This window comes from Flavobacterium sp. AG291, assembly GCF_003350375.1.
Taxonomy (GTDB): Bacteria; Bacteroidota; Bacteroidia; order Flavobacteriales; family Flavobacteriaceae; genus Flavobacterium; species Flavobacterium suzhouense.
Genome location: NZ_QQAR01000001.1, coordinates 329,846 through 348,771, shown reverse-complemented (window position 1 = coordinate 348,771; position 18,926 = coordinate 329,846). Strand labels below are relative to the sequence as shown.

The window sequence follows — 18,926 nt, the reverse complement described above, 5'->3', positions numbered from 1 at the left end:
TGATTAATAAAATATGGCTATAGGTCTCCTATACAGAAGTGAAGGAATAAGAATACTATTCCTGCGCTTTTCCCTACGTCGGTGTTAACCGTATCAGGTTCAAAGGGACTCTCTCAATTCTTTTCAGAATACCCCTAAAGCCAAAGTTCAAATATACTGATTGTATTTATAAAACAAAAAAGACAGGTGTTAATACCTGTCTTTCATCACTTATTATTTTGGAAAGGATATTTCAAAATTCATTTCGAACTCCTCACCTTCATTGATATGCCTTACTCCGGGATGCGAATCCCTTATCCCTTTTACCGAAAGGGTAACCTTATTGTTTATGATTGGTCTCCATCCTTCTTTAGTTACAGTCTGGCTTTTATTGTCTACACGTTCATATAGTGTATATTTCAGGTAATTGTTCTTACCCTCTTTTACGACATCAAAAGCTATAGAAAAAATATCCGACAGCCTTACCATCTTAGACCTGTAAGCATCCATAGTACCTTCTTTCACAACCGGCTCTATGGTTTTATTATGCCTGAACTGCCCTACTGTAAAACTTTTTACTTCTACTTTAAATTTGCTGTAACCGGGTACATCAGTTTTTCCTACGCCCTCTGTCATATAGTTTGGCTCAGACTCAACTTCTTTCTTAGCCTTAGCAATACCTTCTTTAGAAAGTGGTAACGGAATTGTTGCCTGTAACAGGTGTTCTGTAGCATTATAGAAATGGGAATCAGGACAACGTGAAAAATTATTTTTTACAAAAGTTTCGAGCCCCTTCCAGACTTTTACTTCTTTCTGTTCTTTTTTCCCATAGTTTGTATAATAACCAATTTTCTTTATCGCTCCGGCTTCTGTCAGATCGAGAGCCGCAGTAATCTGGTTAGTCTTTGGGGTGTAGATTTTTATAGAGTCAAGGTTTGTGAGCACAAAATCGTATGTACTTACCTGTAACTGCCTCACATCACAATTTTTTTCCTGAGCCGATCCATTAACTGAAAAGAACATAAATAGTGATGCCGAAAGCAATAATTGTATTTTCATTGTGTAGTTGTCTTTTTATGAATGTAATAACGAGGCTGTAACCGCAATTGTTATGCCGCTTATGTAAAACAGTGCAACAAGCGTTTTCCCTACCATATATATCCAAAGATAATAAAACCTAATATTAGGTTCATTGTAGTTTTTTAAATCTCTTCGATTTCCACATATAAATTTCAGGAGCAGTTTTATAAAAGCAAGTATAGTGTGTGAAATTATCGTCTGTAAATAATCCGGAATCAACAATAATCATTTTACTGTCCTTTTTATAGGTAAAGCCAAATCTCCCCTCCCCTTCAGCCGAAGCCAGCATTCCCTCTGTGAAAATTTCACCATTACTTCTATCCACAATAAAAATATGCTCGCACATACACCCACAACTTTTCTGAATATTAGTATATCTGCCTGCAAAATTAATTCCGTTGTTTTTACAGCCTTCCGTTATAAAATCTACATATTCTTTATCACCGGCATATGGATTTCCTTCAAAGTTTGGAGCGACTAATTCACCTGTATACATTTTAACTTTGAATGCACTGAACTTATATGAGGTAGTAAATTTTTTTATGCAGGTAGTTTCATGAGGCGCTAGCCCATCTAAGGTATCCTTTACCTTATCCTTCTGAATGATTACCTTCGTTATTGAGTCTTTTGTTGTTGTTGTTGTTGTTGTGTTAGATACAGTAAAATTTTGCTTCACGACAGCTTTATGCTCTTTTTTTGAACAGGAAAGCATTGACACAATAAAAGGATTATATAAAAAGGCTTCATAAGTTGTATAAGTAATCAAATATATACAAAACACAAACAAAAAAGGGCCAAAGCCCTTTTATAAATATTAGAATCTGTTATCTCCATCAAGAAGGTTTCCGAGACCGCCTAATATACTGCCCTCACCTCTTTGCTGTCCGCCACCCTGAGGTGCCGAGGCATAAATCCTTCCGGCCAGCCTGCTAAATGGTAGTGACTGTATGTAAACCACACCAGGTCCCTGAAGTGTTGCGTAAAATAAGCCTTCACCACCAAAAATGGTGTTTTTTATACCTCCAATAAATTCAATATCATAATCTACCGTTTGCGAAAAACCTACTATACATCCGGTATCAACCTTAAGTACTTCGCCAGCTTGCAATTCTTTTCTGGCAAGCGTACCTCCTGCATGTACAAAAGCCAGGCCATCGCCTTCCAGCTTCTGCATGATAAAGCCTTCGCCACCAAAAAGGCCACGCCCAAGTTTACGTGAAAACTCTATCCCTACCGATACTCCTTTTGCTGCACAAAGAAAAGCATCTTTCTGGCAGATGAACTTACCGCCAAACTGCGTTAAATCCAGCGGAACGATTTTACCAGGGTAAGGCGAAGCAAAACTTACTTTTCTTTTAGTATGATACTGGTTAAGAAAAACGGTCATAAACAGGCTTTCTCCTGTTAGCATTCGTTTTCCTGCAGAAAACAATTTGCCCATTATACTTTCATTCTGATTAGAGCCATCCCCAAAAATAGTTTCCATCTGAACACCACTTTCCATCATCATAAAGCTTCCTGCTTCGGCAACTACAGCCTCCTGAGGATCGAGCTCTATTTCTACATATTGCATTTCTTCACCATAAATATGGTAGTCAATTTCGTGTGCAAGCATTTTATTTACGTTTTAGATTGATTCGTTTATAAAACTATTAGACGAAAAGAACAATTATTCGTTACAGAACAAAAATAAAATCGCTCTAGTTGTAACGAAAACCCATTTTTAACTACTAATGATTTAAATCATCGGGTCAATCATCAATCACCGAAATTTATTTGAATTAGTTAGAAAATAGAAAAGCCTTTCCGTTTGGAAAGGCTTTTTGTTTTGAAATACTATTCACTACGGTGTTTTATTAAGTTTCCAGTATGATAATATATCAGCAATTAACTTTTTGTATCCCGAAAAAGTAACCGGCTTTGCAAAATATCCCTGAACCGATCTCTGATAGGCTCTCGAAATGTAATCTGAGGTATCTGAGGTAGTCAGAAAAAGATATGGCGAACAACGTTCGCTTAGTTCAGGATCTTTAGTAATAAGGTCACGAAGGGTAAAGCCATCAACCTTTGGCATATTGATATCTGACAGAAGTAAAAAAGGCTCAGTTCCTGTAGACTTAAGATAATTAATTACAACAGAACTGTCTTCTATAACTACCAGTCGGTTATCATAATTATTTTCGGTCATTACCTGATCAAATGCTTCAATCAGGATTTCCCTGTCGTCAGCATCATCTTCAATGAGTATTATGTCTCCATTTGTTTTCATACTCAAATATATCTAAAAATTAAATATTACATTCATCTCGTCTTAAGTTGTAAGGAATTAGGTAAAATTTTAATACATTTTCAACCAATTTACGACAATAATAACCTTGCGGTTTTACAATTTCATTACATTCGCATATAAATCGACAAGATGCATCAATAGAAACGCAATAGACAAAACACCTATATTTTTGCTTATCAATTTACCAGATTAATGAAATTTCAGATACTTTTATACTTCAATAACTAAAGCTCATGAAAAAACTTATTTTTTTATTTTCAATATGTCTTATATCACTTAGTGGATTTGCACAAAAAATTACCTCAAAAGAGCTTGAGGGCAACTGGAAACTTGCAGGGTATAATCAAAATGGCATTACTGTTGATGTAGCTACAGGAGCAATAACTGTATCGCCTGAACTGAAAAACCAGATATCTCCTGAAATGATGTCTCAGATTGATCAAAGTTTTAAACAACTGCTTGAACCGCTAAGAGCTTCAAACGTTACTTTTACAAACAACAATGTGGTTCAGCACATGGCGGGTAAAACAAAAAACGGAACATTTGTTATTAAAGATAAAGATGGGCAGCAGGTAATGACTACGTCATGGAGCGATCAGACCACTTCAGAAACGTCAGTATGGATTAAAGACAAACAGCTATATATATTTAAGTATGAACAAGGCCAAAGTGCCGAATTCGTTTTTAATAAAGTTTAATTTCACAGAAAAAAGGATTTCTAATTATGAAAAATTTTCTTTGCGCTCTTGTTGCGTTTCTTTTAACAGCACCAATGTGGGCGCAAAAATATACTACCAAAGACATTAAGGGCAACTGGAAACTGGTTACATACAATGTTCATGGTGCCAGCCTGGACGTTATGTCTGGAAAAGCTACACTAACCGAAAAGGATGATAGCCCTCTAATGGCTGCAATGGGACCTAAGCTTATTGCCGATATGGAAAGCTATACCGATAACCTTAGGATGTCTTCTCTCGAAATAACTGAAGACACTTTTACGCAGATAATTTTCGACTTCATGAGAAATGGGACATATAAATTAACCGAGGAAAAAGGGCAACAATTTATTTCGGCTAATTTTGACAATGGTACCAAAGATGAAATTGCCTTTAAATTCATCGATGGAAAGCTTTGTCTTTTCAGTGTAAAAGGTCCAAAACAATACATCTATACAAAACTTTAAAAGCAGAATATTAATTTTTCAATAAATAAATCAGTTGATGCATTTTGAGATGTTTTTTTTCTATTTTTATGTAAATTAAACTCAAAACCAACTATTTATGAAAAACCTTTTACTCTCCGTTTTTTTATTTATTACCGTTTCACCCTTGTGGGCTCAGGCCGTAGCTGAAGTTTACACTGAAAAAGACCTTCAGGGCAAATGGAAACTGGTTACTTACCGTGAAAAAAGTGTTAGTCTGGATGTAGCATCCGGAAAGGCAACTATTGATGAGCCTATTGAAAAAACCATAAAGTATGACGAAGTAGCCGCAATGCTTAGAACAAATCTAGAAAGTGAGGCAGAACATTATCAGGAAGGTTATTTGAATGTGTCAGGAAAAAACTTTAAAATGTTTGTACACGAAAACCTGAACAAAGGTACTTTTAGGATTACACGCGATAAAGACAACAATCAGGTAATCGTTGGTACATTTAAAGACAAAACCAAAACAACAGTACCCGTTAAGTTTAAAGATGGCCGATTGATTATAGAACAGCCTTATACACATCGAATTTTTACTTTCGAGAGAATAGAAGAATAAAAAAATGCCCGTTGAAAATCAGCGGGCATTTTAGTATTATTCAGCAGATGCAACTATTTTCACAGCACTTCTGTATAAATATGTTCCGTATATGTGTCTACGTGCAAAACGTGCCGGAGATTCGGCATTGATCATTTTTATGTATACATTTTTGGGTACACCAAAATACTCATAGCTGCTGCCGTCTAAAAAATGGATATATAAAACCTGGTTATCCATATAAAACTCATGAATTCCCGAAGCAGTGGTCGTTTTAGTATATTCTGAAAAGTTTTTCTCAGCAGTTTCAGGAGCTACGCTCACTAAAAAATGATACGCCTCAATAATTTCCTTACTTTTTTCTTCTGCAGCATTACGCTCTTCGTCAGTTGTACAGGTGTCCGGATGGCAATCCTTCATACTGTTCCTGTAAATGGTTTTCAGTTCTTTTAGCGTGGCTGTTTTTGTTACGTCGAGTAGCTTTCTGTACTCAACAATTTTTTTCATGTTCATATATCCTGATATTGTGTATCTTAATTAGAGCGCGCAAAAGTAGTCATTTTGAACGAAGAATAAGCAATCTTTTAAAGATATCTGAAAATTAACAGCTTACAACAACTAAAGTTACAATATATGAGGTCTTAATCCAGAGTCCAGCGGTGGATAAGAATCTGAACTAGTATTAAAAATATCTTTAAAAACAAAAAAGCTTCAGATTTGTCTGAAGCTTTACTAGTAGTTCGACACTGCGAACACCTCGAACCTGTGTCCGCCGCGGCGGATATAAGCTAGGAGAGCTGCCATAAACGAAAAAAGAGAACCATTGATGATTCTCTTTTAATTAGTAGCGGGAACAGCACTCGAACCGTGTCCGCCGTGGAGGATAGGAGCCGTTCAACATGCTATAAATAAAAAAGCTCCACATTTCTGTGAAGTTTTACCTAGTAGTTCGCCACTGCGAATACCTCGAACCTGTGTCCGCCGCGGCGGATATAAGCCAGAAGAGCTGCCATAAACGAAAAAAGAGAACCATTGATGATTCTCTTTTACTTAGTAGCGGGAACAGGACTCGAACCTGTGACCTTCGGGTTATGAGCCCGACGAGCTGCCTACTGCTCTATCCCGCGATGTTCAGTGCAAATATACAACATTTTATTGATTTAAACCTACTATATCCCCATTTAGTCATTATAAATCTACAAGACCATCTATTTCAAAGGGATAGATACCATAATTTTGTGTCATTTTATAATTTGCTACAAACTTAAAGCTTACCATATCCCTTCCACAATACCTCATATTTCTTAATAAAGTAGTCGAATATAAAATCTCATGAAAGAAAAAATATTTTTATAAATCTGATTTGAATATTCTGCAAAAAACATAGTGCTTTAAGCAAGAAAACTACTGCATATGATTATCACACATAACAGAAACTAATTTAAATGACTAGTTTTTAACATTTATTTAGTTTTTAAGGATTAACTTTGAGTATAACATTAAAAAATACATATATGAAAAATATTACTTTATCAGTGTTTTCAGTACTATGTTTTACATGTGTTTTTGGACAAGCCAGAAAAGAATTAAATTTTGGCCTTATAGGTGTTAATTACGAAATACCTGTCCATAGAGATATTACTATTGCTCCGGGTGTTGGAACCAGTCTGGATCTTGACTGGCTAAACTTAGGAGTAAAAGGTAATTATTATTTTGACAATCTCTTTGGGATTACAAGCGCTGCATGGGATGTATATGCCGGACCTAATGTGGGATATACTATTGACATGAGGGATAACAAAGGTCATGATGACAGCGATCTCAACTTTGGGCTTCAGGTTGGAGGAAGGTGGTTTTGGAATGACAAATGGGGAGTATATGCCGAACTTTCCGGTGGCAACGTCTCCGGTTTTTCCCCGGGAATTGGACTAACAGTGAAGCTTTAATAATTGCAATATCTGAAAAATTAAAGCCTGAGAAATTTTATTTCTCAGGCTTTAATTTTTATCTAACCTCGGTCCTCCGCGGCGGATAAGAGCCCACGAGATGTCATAAACGAAAAAAGAGAACCATTGCTGATTCTCTTTTTCTTAGTAGTTCGCCACAGCGAAGACTCGAACCTGTGTCCGCCGCGGCAGATAAGAGCCCGACTTGCATTAGAATATCTTTAAAAGAAAAAGGCTTCACAAATGTGAAGCCTTACTTAGTAGCGGGAACAGGACTCGAACCTGTGACCTTCGGGTTATGAGCCCGACGAGCTGCCTACTGCTCTATCCCGCGATGTTTCGAGTGCAAAAGTACTACGATTTATTAGAATTCCAAGTAAAAAAGATAAAATTCTTTTATTTTCTGCTTTATTTCTACTATTCCCCTGATATGACTACCTTTGCAGCTTAATTATTTTTTTATGTCACACAAAGCAGGCTTTGTAAATATCATTGGTAACCCTAACGTAGGTAAATCTACCCTTATGAACGCTTTTGTTGGGGAGCGCCTTTCTATCATTACTTCTAAGGCACAAACCACTCGCCACCGTATACTGGGAATTGTAAACGGTGATGATTTTCAGGTTGTGTTATCAGACACACCCGGTATCATTAAACCCGCCTATGAACTTCAGGCTAACATGATGGATTTTGTAAAATCTGCTTTTGAAGATGCCGATGTTCTTATTTACATGGTAGAAACAGGTGAAAAAGAACTTAAGGATGAAGCTTTCTTTAAAAAAATAATTAATGCTAAAATTCCGGTTTTACTATTACTGAATAAAATAGATAAATCATCTCAGGAACAACTTGAAGAACAGGTAGCACTTTGGAAAGAAAAAGTACCTAATGCTGAACTGTATCCAATATCTGCCCTTGAAAACTTTAACGTAAAAGAGGTTTTTGACCGCATACTTGAGCTATTACCTGAATCTCCTCCATACTATCCTAAAGATGCTCTTACCGATAAACCGGAACGTTTCTTTGTGAATGAGACCATTCGCGAAAAAATCCTTTTGCATTACGACAAAGAAATTCCCTATGCCGTAGAGATAGAGACTGAACAGTTTATTGAAGATGATGACATCATCCGTATCAGTGCCCTGATAATGGTGGAGCGTGAAACACAAAAAGGAATTATTATTGGTCATAAAGGTGCTGCCCTTAAAAAAGTGGGAATTGAAGCCCGAACTGATCTTGAAAAGTTCTTTGGAAAGAAAATACACCTGCAAATGTTCGTGAAAGTGAACAAAAACTGGAGAAGCAATTCTTACCAGTTGCGCAGGTTTGGATATGACCAGAAATAGTTTACAGTGGTCAGTTTACAGTTTACAGTCGCCAATGACTTTAGACTTTTAAACTTTATGACTTTATAAACTTATAATACGTACTTTTGCAAAAAATTTAAAAACAGTAATGAATAATATAGTAGCTATAGTAGGAAGGCCAAATGTAGGTAAGTCTACTTTTTTTAACCGACTGATACAGCGAAGAGAAGCTATCGTAGACTCTGTTAGCGGTGTAACCCGTGACAGGAACTACGGTAAAAGCGAATGGAACGGAAAAGAATTTTCTGTAATCGACACAGGTGGTTACATTAAAGGTTCTGAAGATATTTTCGAAGCTGAGATTCGCCGTCAGGTAGAACTTGCCATAGATGAGTCTGACGTTATCGTGTTTGTGGTTGATGTTGAGGAAGGCATAACTCCTATGGATGAAGAGGTAGCTAAACTGCTAAGAAAAGTTACTAAGCCTGTACTTCTTGCTGTAAACAAGGTTGATAATGCCATGCGTGAAAAAGACGCCGTTGAGTTCTACAACCTTGGACTTGGTGATTATTATACCATCGCAGGTATGAACGGATCGGGTACAGGAGAGCTTCTAGATGCTCTTGTAGACCTTCTTCCTGAAGCGGAAGCGCCGGATGAAAACGCCGAAGCACTTCCACGCTTTGCTGTAGTTGGACGTCCTAATGCTGGTAAATCATCATTCATCAATGCACTAATTGGTGAAGACCGTTATATCGTTACTGACATTGCCGGTACTACCCGCGATGCTATTGATACTAAATACAACCGTTTCGGATTTGAATTCAACCTTGTTGATACCGCAGGTATACGCCGTAAAGCCAAGGTTAAGGAAGATCTTGAATTTTACTCGGTAATGCGTTCGGTAAGGGCTATTGAACACAGTGATATCTGTATACTTGTAATTGATGCTACCCGTGGTTTTGAAGGTCAGGATCAGAGTATCTTCTGGCTTGCCGAAAAGAACCGTAAAGGAGTTGTTATTCTTGTAAACAAATGGGATCTTGTTGAAAAAGACACCATGACTACGCGTGATTACGAGCGTAAGATACGTGAAGAACTTCAGCCGTTTACCGATGTGCCTATCCTTTTCGTATCGGCTCTTACAAAACAACGTTTATTAAAAGCTCTTGAGACTGCCGTTGAGGTATTTGAAAACAGAAAACAGCGTATCGCTACTTCTAAACTTAACGAAACCATGCTGCCTATTATTGAGAACATGCCACCTCCGGCACTTAAAGGTAAGTATGTGAAAATTAAGTTCTGTATGCAGCTGCCTACACCAACACCTCAGTTTGTATTCTTCTGTAACCTGCCACAGTATGTAAAAGAACCGTACAAACGTTTCCTTGAAAATAAAATGCGTGAAATATACAATCTATCGGGTGTGCCGATTGATATCTATTTCCGTCAGAAATAATTTTTACCCCCGATTTTTCGGGGGTATTTTTTTACATAAGCTCAATTAGTCATTTTTAACATTACTTTTTAGCAGGTTTCTTGCTTTTAAGATACTAATATGGTTAATTAGCTGTTTTTAAGGAATAACCTTACTAACAGCATATTATGCCCAGAATATTTACCCTGCTACTACTCTTATGTTCTTATTTAGGTTTTAGTCAAACCATATCCCTGAAAGGAAAAATCACTGATTCACAGGATTTTCCTTTAGAATCGGCAACAATTTATCTGTCATCGGTTAAAGATTCATCCGTTATTGACTATACTATATCAGGAAAGACAGGCTTATGGGAAATAAAAACGAAAAAGATTACCAACCCGATATTCCTGAAGGTTTCTTATGTAGGTTTGCAAAACTACAAAGAACAATTTCAGTCTTTGGAACAGGATCGTGATTTTGGAACCATAAAATTAGCCGACCAGTCAACTGAACTGAATGAGGTAGTAATACAAAGCGAAGTGCCTCCTATACGTATTAAAAAAGATACGTTGGAGTTTAATGCGGCATCGTTTAAGGTACGACCTGACGCCAATGTAGAAACCCTTTTGAAGCAACTCCCTGGTGTAGACATTGATGCCGACGGTAAGATAACCGTAAACGGTAAGGGAGTAAACCAAATCCTTGTAAATGGAAAGCCTTTTTTTGATTCTAACGGACAGATCGCCATTAAAAACCTACCCGCAGAAATTATTGAAAAAGTACAGGTAAGTGACACCAAAACCAAGAAAGAAGAACTTGCAGGACAAAAAGCCAGTGGAGATAATTCCAGTATAAACCTTACCATTAAAAAAGACAAAAATAAAGGCTTTTTTGGTAAAGTAATGGGAGGCTACGGTACTGACGACCGTTATGAAAGCAACCTCATCGTAAACTATTTTAAAAATAAAATGAAACTTAGCCTGTTGGCAGCCTCAAACAACATTAACTCATCTGGTTTTACATTCAATGAAGTATTTGACAGCATGGGTAGTGGACGTAATGCTTCAGGATTGCTCAATACCGGCAGCGGAAAGGGTATCACCAGAACCGACCTTGTAGGATTTAATTATGCGGATGAATGGTTTAAAGGATTTGATTCAGGTTTGAGCTATAACTATACAGGCACAAATACCGAAAACAATAACCGCACAACTTCAACAAATTATCTTCCGGTTAGCGAGGACGAAGATAATCCCGGGACTGCTATAGACAAGAGCTATACAACACAATCGGTTTCTAAAACCGAAAACGAGAGGTATTCAAATATTTTCAACAGTGACTTTAAGTACAAAATAGACTCTACGTCTACACTGCATTTTGCACCAAGATTTAATGTTACCAATTCAAGATCGAATAGTGAATCACAAAGATTTTCTGACCGTATTGCCGATGGAAAACGCATGAACGAAAGCAACTCTTTCAGTAACAGCGAGACCAATTCAAATTCATTTAGCAACCAGTTTACCTACAATAAGCAGTTTACCTCCCGAAAAGGAAGAGGAATAAGTGCTGAATTTGGAAACTCCAATACAAAAAATGATGACAAGAGCTTAAATCATTCAAGCACTTTAAAATACAGGTATCCGGGAACTGAAACAATCATCGAGACGGATGACAGGAACCAGACAATTAACACCAACTCTTATTCAGACTCCTACAATGCACTCATAGAATATACCGAGCCTATTACCGACTCTCTTGAACTTAACCTGAGTACAGAATATAATTTTACCCGTGCTGTCGACGATAGAAACACTTATGATTATGATGAAACAACCGGTAATTACTCAACTTATAATGATGCTTTATCAAACTACCTAACCTCAACAACTTCTACTTTTTCACCTAGGGCAGGTGTTCGTTTCGATTTAGGCAAACTCTTTGTAAATGCCGGTGCAGGAACCAATGTTGCATCTTTTAATAATTATGCATCTTACATGGGGCAAAATTACAGGCTCAATAAAGATTACCTTTTACCATTGGCCGACATGAACCTTAGGTATTCGTTTGCAAAAAGCAAATCGATGAATTTCAATTACAACTACTCTGTAGGTTTTCCTCAGTCTTCGCAAATATTACCGGTAACCGACCTTAGTAACCCATTAAACACTACCGTTGGTAATCCTGATCTAAACCCAAACAAATCGCACAGATTAAGAGCCGGATATCGCAACTTTAATATGGCTTCAAAAAGTGGTTTCAATTTATGGCTAAGCTCTACATTTTATGAGAGCCAGGTTTCTCAATATACTATTACCGACAATAGCGGTAAAAACACTACTACTTATAAAAATATTTCGGGAACCATGAGCAGCTCACTTAGCGTGAACTGGAACAAGACCATAAAAAGTGATGCGCATACCTATCGCTTAAGTCTTTCGGGATCTACAGGATATAGTGTTGACAAAGGGTTTTTAAATGAACAGCTATACGACAGTAAATCTATCCGATTAAGTCCTTCTGTGAATTTTACTTATGAGTATGGTGAGCTGCTCGTTATAAATCCTTCGTATACGTACACTTACAATGAATATAATTATACCAATTACAGAATCAGTTCCAGTTCAAACTATGTACATCGCTTAAATCTCCAAACTACCAGCTACTGGCCTAAACATGTAGTGTTAGGTAATGACTTTGGATATACTTATAATTCTAACATTGCTAATGGTTATAAAAAGGATTTTTACCTATGGAATACCAGTATCGGTTATAACTTCCTGAACGACGACCTGCTGTTCAAAGTAAAAGTATATGATGTATTGAATCAAAACCTAGGGACTTCGAGAACAATTGGCCCAACAAGTATTGTTGACCAGGAAAACACGGTATTAAAGCGATATGTAATGTTTTCACTTACTTACAAGCTGGAAAAATTTGGAGGTGTAAAAGGTAATAATGCGCCTCGGGGAAGACGTTTTGAAATGAGAAGAATAGACTAATTTTTAAAATTTTAACATTACTATTCATACTAAAGTATTTACTTAGCTGTTTTATAAGGATAACCTTACTAACCAGCCAATCGTTTCATGCAAAAATTACTAATACTGTTGCTCTTTTTTACTACTATACTCGTATCAGGGCAAAACATTACGCTTAAAGGGAAAGTTACAGATGACCAAAATTTTCCACTTGAATCTGCAACTGTATATCTTACTGCTGTAAAAGATTCTTCAATAGTAAACTACACCATTACAGATAAAAATGGTAATTGGGAACTTAAAACCCGAAAACTCAGTAATCCTGTATTCTTAAAAGTATCGTATGTGGGGCTTGCAGATTACAGGCAGGAAATACAAAGTGTTACAGAAGACAGAGATTTTGGTACGCTAAAGCTTGCCGACAAATCAACAGAACTAAATGAACTTGTAATTGAGAACGAAATCCCTCCTATCCGTGTAAAAAAAGATACACTGGAATTTAATGCTGCTTCGTTTAAAGTACGCCCCGATGCTAACGTAAAAACCCTGCTTGAGCAACTCCCCGGTGTTACGGTTGACGATGAAGGGAAAATTAAAGTAAACGGGAAAGAGGTTAACCAGATATTAGTTAATGGCAAACCTTTTTTTGATAAAGACGGTAAAATTGCTTTAGAGAACCTACCGGCCGAAATCATCAATAAAGTTCAGGTAACCGATACCAAAACAAAAGAGGAAGAATATACAGGAAAGGCAGCTGAAGGTAACAATGCCAGTATAAACCTGACCATAGACGAAGACAAGAACAAAGGATTCTTCAGCCGTTTTGTAGGTGGATACGGAAGTGACAAGCGCTATGAAGCCAATGCTTTGGTAAACTATTTTAAAGGAAACCGAAAGATAAGTTTACTCGCCTCTTCCAACAATATAAACACCACCGGTTTCAGCATGAATGAAGTGTTTGACAGCATGAGCGGCGGACGTGGCAACAACAGCATTTATATGAGTGGCGACGGCAGTTTCGGGATAAACGGAATGCATTTTGGCGGAGGAAATGGTATTACCCGCACTAATATTTTTGGCATCACTTATGGTGATCAGTGGTTTAAGGGTTTTGACCCTAATATCAATTATTTTTATACCGGTGCCGACACGGAAAACAGAAGCAAAACGAGATCGGAAACCTTTTTGCCAACGGAAGATAACGGCACTCCAAATACATCTTCAAACAAAAGCCTTATAAGCGAATCAGAATCAAAAACGGATACCTTTAAATATGCCCATAACTTTAGCTCAGAATTTGAATTTAAGGTAGATTCGACTACTACTTTATACTTTGCTCCAAAATTTGTAAAAGCAAGCGAAAGGACAAACAGTGAATCGAGAAGCAATACAAAAAACCAGGATGGAAAACTACTTAACGAAAGCAGTGGTGCCAACAGTAATAACAATGACAATAACGGTTTTGAAACTGAGCTTACAGCAACAAAAATGCTAAACAAAAGAGGCAGATCGATCAGCCTTGAGTTAAGTACTGAAAACAATACTGAAGACCGTTCGCAGTATACCAATTCTTCTACTTTCTTTTATGAAGACACCAATGATGACGGTATAGATGAAACCCGGGCCGATATAAGAAATCAACTAGTTACCAACGGAAACAAAAAAGACTATTACGATGCACGCATTAATTTCACCGAACCCATAACCGATTCCCTTCGTATTAAAGTTGGTACCCAGTTAAGGGATGAAACTAATGTTCAAAACCGTAAGGGTTTTAATTTTAATGACGGCACCAACAGCTTTTCAGACATATCAGATGAGCTTACAAATTATACAAGAGGCAATACAACCAAAATAACACCTTATGCAGGTTTTAATCTGGTTAAAAAGAAATACAGCTTTGGGGCTTCTTTAGGTACATCGGTAATTAATTTCAGGAATTTCGGTTCTTATATGGGTACAGATTATACTGTAAACCGCAATTACATGCTGCCTTATGCTAATGCCAATGCTCATTTAAAATTAGGCAAATCGCAGTCGGTATATGTCAACTACAACTATAATGCAAATATGCCATTGGCATCTCAGATATTACCTATTACCGACCTGAGCAGTCCTATGTATACGACCACAGGAAACGAAAACCTGAACCCTAATGTCGCGCACTCTGTGTACCTTAGTTTTTACGATTATGACTGGGCTACTAACAGTGGCTACTCATTTTATGGCGGTGCGACCTACAACGAGAACGAAGTAATAACTTTTACCGATGTAGACGCAAGTGCTAAACGAACCGTTCAGTATGGCAATATGAACGGAACCTATGACGCCTGGCTGGGTGGAAACTGGAGTAAAAAAATAAAAACAGAAGGAGCAAGCAAATACGGTCTCAATTTTAACCTTCACACATATTTACAATTTAACAAAGGTATTACCAATGATCTGCAGTATGATGCAACTTCATACTCTATTGTACCAAAAATAGGTTTTAGCTATGACTATGGCGAATTACTGAATATAAGCCCTATATACAGCTTTACATACAACGAATCGCATTACACCAACTACGCTACCGATTTCCAGTCGAATTTTGTTCACAAAGCAGGATTACAAACGACAAGCTACTGGCCAAAGCATATTGTATGGGGTAATGACTTTACCTATACCTACAATTCTAATTTAGGAGATGGATTTAAAAAAGATTTCTTTTTGTGGAATACCAGTCTTGGGTATAATTTCTTAAGCAACAAACTAATGTTTAAGGTTAAGGTATACGACATCCTGAATCAAAACCAGGGGACTTCACGATACATATCACCTACTGCGGTAACCGATATGCAAAACACAGTGCTTAAACGTTATGTAATGTTCTCACTGAGTCTTAAGCTTGATAAATTCGGAACCAAGGAAAAAGACGACGACGGTGACAATCGTTTCTGGTTCTTCTAAATAAGAAAGGCTGCAATTGCAGCCTTTCTTGTTATTTTTACCAGCTTCCTCCTGCACCGCCTCCACTGAAGCCGCCACCGCCAAAGCCGCCGCCAAATCCGCCGCCGCCGGAACTTCCACCGAAGCCTCCAAATCCACCACGTGAACCTCCTCCACGGCCGAGGCTGCTTAAAATAAGAATATCTGTAAGTGTCGATCCAAAATCACCACCTCCATTATTTCCTCCACGACCACCGCCCCTTCTGGAAAGGATAATTATGATAATAATGAAGATTATAATAAAAATAAAGATTCCGCCGCCTCCACCATCGCCTTTGCCTTTTTTAAGGTTTTTACGTTCTTCTTTATATTTTCCTTTTAAGAGTTGAAAAATAGCATCTGAACCTTTATCAAGTCCATTATAATAACTGCCTGCTTTAAATTCAGGTATTATTACATCACGGGTCATTTGTCCCACTATTCCGGCACTAAGCCTGTCTTCAACACCATATCCGGGAGATATCCATATCTGATGTTCCTTTTCTGCGAGAAGGATTAAAACACCGTTATCTTTATCAGCCTGTCCTATTCCCCATTCATGGGCCCATTTTGGGGTAAGTAATCCGATACTTTCCCCTTTAATAGTTTCAACTGTAATTACAACAATTTGCGTAGAAGTAGAATCTGAATATCTTATAAGCTTTTGTTCAAGTGCTGTCTTTTCAGAAGCACTTAAAATTCCGGCATAATCATAAACACTGGTTTGTAAATCAGGTTTGGGAGGAATATCAAACTGTGCAAAACCTATTGCCGGCAACAGAAATGAAATCAGCAGAAGCAAAAGGCTCAATTGTTTTATTTTTTTCATTTATCCTTTAGATATAGTATCAGGCAATTCGTTTTTGTCGTCATCAGCATAAGGGAAATAGGTTTTTAGCCTTTCGCCTGCCCTAAGTATCCCTGCAACAAGTCCATCTTTAAAACGTTTCTCCTTAAAATGATTAATAATCACATCTTTTGTACAGTCCCAAAAATCATTTTCAACAGCTTTATCAATACCCTCATCACCAATAATGGCAAAACTGCGGTCATTAATACCAACATAAAACAATACGCCGTTTCGCATTGCGGTATTATGCATCTCTAATTGATAAAAAACCTCCTGAGCTCTTTCGAGAGGAGGTTTTTCACTATGATTTTCGATATGCACCCTAATTTCTCCCGAAGTATTCTTTTCGGCCTGCTGTATAGCTGCAACTATTGCCTCTTCATCAGCAGAAGTCAGGAAATCATTGTTTGTGGGCATAACGCTTTGATTAGAATTTAACTTCTACAGGTTTGTCAGCACCTTCTACCGATTTAAAGTATGGTTTTTCTTTATATTCGCCTAAGAACATAGAGTTAGGAAACCTAAGCACATAATTGTTGTAATCCTGTACACTCTCATTGTAACGCGTGCGAACGGTTTGAATAGTATTCTCCGTCGAAGCCAACTCATCCTGAAGTTTAAGGAAATTTTGGTTTGCTTTCAGTTCAGGGTATTTTTCTACAGTAACATTACCTATCAACTTGTTAACTGACCCCATAAGATTAGCTTGCGCTTTACTGAATGCCTCAAGTTGTTCAGGAGTTGCATCGGCAGCATTTACCTGTACTGATGTAGCTTTACTTCTTGCTTCTATAACTTCTACCAGAGTGCTTTTTTCAAAGTTAGCAGCCCCTTTTACTGTTTCAACCAAATTACCAATAAGGTCATTTCTACGTTGGTATGCGGTTTCAACGTTACCCCATGCACTTCCTACTGCCTGGCTTTTTCCTAAAGCCCCATTCTTAATACCCATTGCCCAAAAAAAGCCAATTATTACTATTGCTGCAATAATTACTACGGGGATAATCCATTTTTTCATGTTTGTTGGTTTTTAAAGTTCGTTTTTAAGGTTTATCAAATTTGTTTTAATTGATTCTAATTTACTGATAATTTCAAATTTATCGAGTGTTTTTTTCTGTCCTTCCTTAAGATGCACTTTTGCACCTTCTAATGTAAAGCCACGCTCTTTTACCAAATGGTAAATCAGCTGCAGGTTCTTTACATCTTCGGGAGTGAACATACGGTTGCCTTTCGCGTTTTTCTTAGGTTTAAGAATATCAAATTCCTTATCCCAAAAACGGATGAGCGATGCATTAACATTGAATGCTTTGGCGAGTTCGCCTATACTGTAATATCTTTTTTCAGGCAGTTCTAAATGCATTAGTCAAGCGATTGGTTTTCCTGGTTAGCTAATTTAGAAATTAAAATGTATTCTTTGGCAGAAATATTTCCATAATAGAAGTTAAGCGGGTTTACAACCTCTCCATTTTTATGCACTTCATAATGAAGGTGCGGAGCCTCACTACGTCCGGTGCTACCCACATAGCCTATAACATCTCCCCTTTTTACCTTCTGTCCGGCTTTCGCTTTAAAACGGCTCATGTGCCCATACAGGGTTTCATAACCAAATCCATGACGTATAACAACACGATTACCATAACCCGAAAGCCTGTTATCTGCCGCTACTACCACACCATCACCTGTAGCATAGATGGGAGTTCCTGTTCTTGCAGAGAAATCCATACCCGCATGAAACTTACGAATCTTGGTAAAAGGGTCGCTACGGTATCCAAAACCCGATGCCATCTGGCGGAGATCTTCGTTCTTTACAGGCTGTATTGCCGGAATAGAAGCTAACAGTTTTTCTTTATCCTTTGCCAGCTTCGCAATTTCATCAAGTGACTTAGACTGTATTACCAGCTCTTTGGAAATGATATCAAGACGTTTGGTGGTTCCTATCACAAGTTCTGAATTATCAAAACCTTCAAGATCCTTATAGCGGTTAACCCCTCCAAATCCAGCCTTTCGTTGTTCGTCGGGAATGGCAGAAGCATTAAAATAAGCACGGTAAAGATTGTTATCACGATCTTCAACTTCTTCGAGCACCTCATCAATCTGGTCCATTTTATGATTCAGTATCTCATAACGGATTTTCATGTTTTCGATCTCACGGGCCTGAAGTTTATCTTTCGGAGTTTCAAAGTATGGGGTATTAAGCAACACTACAAAACAAAGGAATCCGAACAGGGCTGCAGAGAACAAAAACAGCAGGACTACGCCTATTTTTTTTCCTCTTACAGGTTTTATGATACGGTATGCTAAGTTTTCTGCGTCGTAATAATATTTTACCTTCGCCATGTCTTAAATTATTCTATTTTTGCACCT

Annotated in this window: 18 protein-coding genes, 2 tRNA genes and 1 riboswitch; of the genes, 8 read left to right on the top strand and 12 right to left on the bottom strand. The window is 37.5% G+C overall.

Annotation, left to right across the window (positions count from 1 at the left end):
• Positions 1-53: 53 nt before the first annotated feature.
• Positions 54-146: riboswitch (TPP riboswitch) on the bottom strand.
• A gap of 67 nt (positions 147-213) precedes the next feature.
• From DEU42_RS01605 to DEU42_RS01590, 4 genes are all read right to left on the bottom strand, one after another.
• Entirely contained in the window at positions 214-1,038 is an 825-nt protein-coding gene (locus DEU42_RS01605) for a hypothetical protein (RefSeq protein WP_114756529.1), read from the bottom strand.
• A gap of 130 nt (positions 1,039-1,168) precedes the next feature.
• Positions 1,169-1,735: a hypothetical protein gene (locus tag DEU42_RS01600; RefSeq protein ID WP_147278042.1), complete on the bottom strand. Its 567-nt coding sequence runs from the start codon at positions 1,733-1,735 to the stop codon at positions 1,169-1,171.
• Between the two features lie 138 nt (positions 1,736-1,873).
• Positions 1,874-2,674: a TIGR00266 family protein gene (locus tag DEU42_RS01595; protein WP_114756527.1), complete on the bottom strand. Its 801-nt coding sequence runs from the start codon at positions 2,672-2,674 to the stop codon at positions 1,874-1,876.
• A 228-nt stretch (positions 2,675-2,902) separates the two neighbouring features.
• Complete coding sequence (locus DEU42_RS01590; RefSeq protein WP_114756526.1) at positions 2,903-3,328, bottom strand: response regulator; 426 nt, start codon at positions 3,326-3,328, stop codon at positions 2,903-2,905.
• Between the two features lie 254 nt (positions 3,329-3,582).
• Between DEU42_RS01590 and DEU42_RS01585 the strand changes: the two genes are divergently transcribed.
• The 3 genes from DEU42_RS01585 (at position 3,583) to DEU42_RS01575 (ending at position 5,112) form a co-directional block, all read left to right on the top strand.
• Entirely contained in the window at positions 3,583-4,047 is a 465-nt protein-coding gene (locus tag DEU42_RS01585) for a hypothetical protein (RefSeq protein WP_114756525.1), read from the top strand.
• Between the two features lie 26 nt (positions 4,048-4,073).
• Entirely contained in the window at positions 4,074-4,532 is a 459-nt protein-coding gene (locus DEU42_RS01580; RefSeq protein ID WP_147278041.1) for a hypothetical protein, read from the top strand.
• Positions 4,533-4,629: 97 nt separating this feature from the next.
• On the top strand, positions 4,630-5,112 hold the full coding sequence (locus tag DEU42_RS01575) for a hypothetical protein (RefSeq protein WP_114756523.1): 483 nt from the start codon (positions 4,630-4,632) through the stop codon (positions 5,110-5,112).
• 36 nt (positions 5,113-5,148) lie between these two features.
• Here DEU42_RS01575 and DEU42_RS01570 read toward each other — a convergent pair whose 3' ends face one another.
• Positions 5,149-5,598, bottom strand: coding sequence for a KTSC domain-containing protein (locus DEU42_RS01570; protein ID WP_114756604.1), 450 nt, complete (start codon positions 5,596-5,598; stop codon positions 5,149-5,151).
• A gap of 547 nt (positions 5,599-6,145) precedes the next feature.
• Positions 6,146-6,218 (bottom strand) — tRNA-Met (locus DEU42_RS01565).
• 387 nt (positions 6,219-6,605) lie between these two features.
• Here DEU42_RS01565 and DEU42_RS01560 point away from each other — a divergent pair.
• Complete coding sequence (locus tag DEU42_RS01560) at positions 6,606-7,037, top strand: hypothetical protein (protein ID WP_114756522.1); 432 nt, start codon at positions 6,606-6,608, stop codon at positions 7,035-7,037.
• Positions 7,038-7,298: 261 nt separating this feature from the next.
• Here DEU42_RS01560 and DEU42_RS01555 read toward each other — a convergent pair.
• A tRNA-Met gene (locus tag DEU42_RS01555) sits at positions 7,299-7,371 on the bottom strand.
• A 127-nt stretch (positions 7,372-7,498) separates the two neighbouring features.
• On the opposite strand from DEU42_RS01555, the gene era reads away from it, so the two are divergent.
• The 4 genes from era (at position 7,499) to DEU42_RS01535 (ending at position 15,694) form a co-directional block, all read left to right on the top strand.
• Complete coding sequence (gene era, locus DEU42_RS01550) at positions 7,499-8,383, top strand: GTPase Era (RefSeq protein ID WP_114756521.1); 885 nt, start codon at positions 7,499-7,501, stop codon at positions 8,381-8,383.
• A 109-nt stretch (positions 8,384-8,492) separates the two neighbouring features.
• Positions 8,493-9,803, top strand: coding sequence for a ribosome biogenesis GTPase Der (der, locus tag DEU42_RS01545; RefSeq protein ID WP_114756520.1), 1,311 nt, complete (start codon positions 8,493-8,495; stop codon positions 9,801-9,803).
• A 146-nt stretch (positions 9,804-9,949) separates the two neighbouring features.
• On the top strand, positions 9,950-12,766 hold the full coding sequence (locus DEU42_RS01540) for an outer membrane beta-barrel protein (RefSeq protein WP_114756519.1): 2,817 nt from the start codon (positions 9,950-9,952) through the stop codon (positions 12,764-12,766).
• Positions 12,767-12,853: 87 nt separating this feature from the next.
• Positions 12,854-15,694, top strand: a complete 2,841-nt coding sequence (locus DEU42_RS01535) for an outer membrane beta-barrel protein (protein WP_114756518.1) — start codon at positions 12,854-12,856, stop codon at positions 15,692-15,694.
• A gap of 37 nt (positions 15,695-15,731) precedes the next feature.
• Here the strand turns inward: DEU42_RS01535 and DEU42_RS01530 are convergent, their stop codons facing one another.
• From DEU42_RS01530 to DEU42_RS01510, 5 genes are read right to left on the bottom strand one after another with little or no spacing between them, the layout of a single operon-like run.
• Positions 15,732-16,541 (bottom strand): TPM domain-containing protein, encoded by an 810-nt coding sequence (locus DEU42_RS01530; RefSeq protein WP_114756517.1) that lies wholly within the window; start codon positions 16,539-16,541, stop codon positions 15,732-15,734.
• On the bottom strand, positions 16,542-16,979 hold the full coding sequence (locus DEU42_RS01525) for a TPM domain-containing protein (protein WP_114756516.1): 438 nt from the start codon (positions 16,977-16,979) through the stop codon (positions 16,542-16,544).
• Positions 16,980-16,989: 10 nt separating this feature from the next.
• A complete protein-coding gene (locus tag DEU42_RS01520; protein ID WP_114756515.1) occupies positions 16,990-17,580 on the bottom strand; it encodes a LemA family protein in 591 nt (196 codons plus the stop codon).
• Between the two features lie 12 nt (positions 17,581-17,592).
• The gene (locus tag DEU42_RS01515) at positions 17,593-17,922 is read right to left on the bottom strand and encodes a MerR family transcriptional regulator (RefSeq protein ID WP_114756514.1); all 330 of its coding nucleotides are present in this window, start codon (positions 17,920-17,922) and stop codon (positions 17,593-17,595) included.
• Positions 17,922-18,899, bottom strand: a complete 978-nt coding sequence (locus DEU42_RS01510) for a M23 family metallopeptidase (protein WP_114756513.1) — start codon at positions 18,897-18,899, stop codon at positions 17,922-17,924. Before DEU42_RS01510 ends, DEU42_RS01515 begins: the two co-directional genes overlap by 1 nt.
• Between the last annotated feature and the right edge of the window lie 27 nt (positions 18,900-18,926).

Bases quoted from the DNA above. Each gene is read 5' to 3' on its own strand.
- DEU42_RS01525 (WP_114756516.1), bottom strand. From the start codon at position 16,979: ATGCCCACAAACAATGATTTCCTGACTTCTGCTGATGAAGAGGCAATA.
- DEU42_RS01560 (WP_114756522.1), top strand. From the start codon at position 6,606: ATGAAAAATATTACTTTATCAGTGTTTTCAGTACTATGTTTTACATGT.
- era (WP_114756521.1), top strand. From the start codon at position 7,499: ATGTCACACAAAGCAGGCTTTGTAAATATCATTGGTAACCCTAACGTA.
- DEU42_RS01540 (WP_114756519.1), top strand. From the start codon at position 9,950: ATGCCCAGAATATTTACCCTGCTACTACTCTTATGTTCTTATTTAGGT.
- DEU42_RS01570 (WP_114756604.1), bottom strand. From the start codon at position 5,598: ATGAAAAAAATTGTTGAGTACAGAAAGCTACTCGACGTAACAAAAACA.
- DEU42_RS01575 (WP_114756523.1), top strand. From the start codon at position 4,630: ATGAAAAACCTTTTACTCTCCGTTTTTTTATTTATTACCGTTTCACCC.
- DEU42_RS01535 (WP_114756518.1), top strand. From the start codon at position 12,854: ATGCAAAAATTACTAATACTGTTGCTCTTTTTTACTACTATACTCGTA.
- DEU42_RS01520 (WP_114756515.1), bottom strand. From the start codon at position 17,580: ATGAAAAAATGGATTATCCCCGTAGTAATTATTGCAGCAATAGTAATA.
- DEU42_RS01605 (WP_114756529.1), bottom strand. From the start codon at position 1,038: ATGAAAATACAATTATTGCTTTCGGCATCACTATTTATGTTCTTTTCA.
- DEU42_RS01510 (WP_114756513.1), bottom strand. From the start codon at position 18,899: ATGGCGAAGGTAAAATATTATTACGACGCAGAAAACTTAGCATACCGT.
- DEU42_RS01585 (WP_114756525.1), top strand. From the start codon at position 3,583: ATGAAAAAACTTATTTTTTTATTTTCAATATGTCTTATATCACTTAGT.
- DEU42_RS01595 (WP_114756527.1), bottom strand. From the start codon at position 2,674: ATGCTTGCACACGAAATTGACTACCATATTTATGGTGAAGAAATGCAA.
- DEU42_RS01580 (WP_147278041.1), top strand. From the start codon at position 4,074: ATGAAAAATTTTCTTTGCGCTCTTGTTGCGTTTCTTTTAACAGCACCA.
- DEU42_RS01515 (WP_114756514.1), bottom strand. From the start codon at position 17,922: ATGCATTTAGAACTGCCTGAAAAAAGATATTACAGTATAGGCGAACTC.
- DEU42_RS01530 (WP_114756517.1), bottom strand. From the start codon at position 16,541: ATGAAAAAAATAAAACAATTGAGCCTTTTGCTTCTGCTGATTTCATTT.
- der (WP_114756520.1), top strand. From the start codon at position 8,493: ATGAATAATATAGTAGCTATAGTAGGAAGGCCAAATGTAGGTAAGTCT.
- DEU42_RS01590 (WP_114756526.1), bottom strand. From the start codon at position 3,328: ATGAAAACAAATGGAGACATAATACTCATTGAAGATGATGCTGACGAC.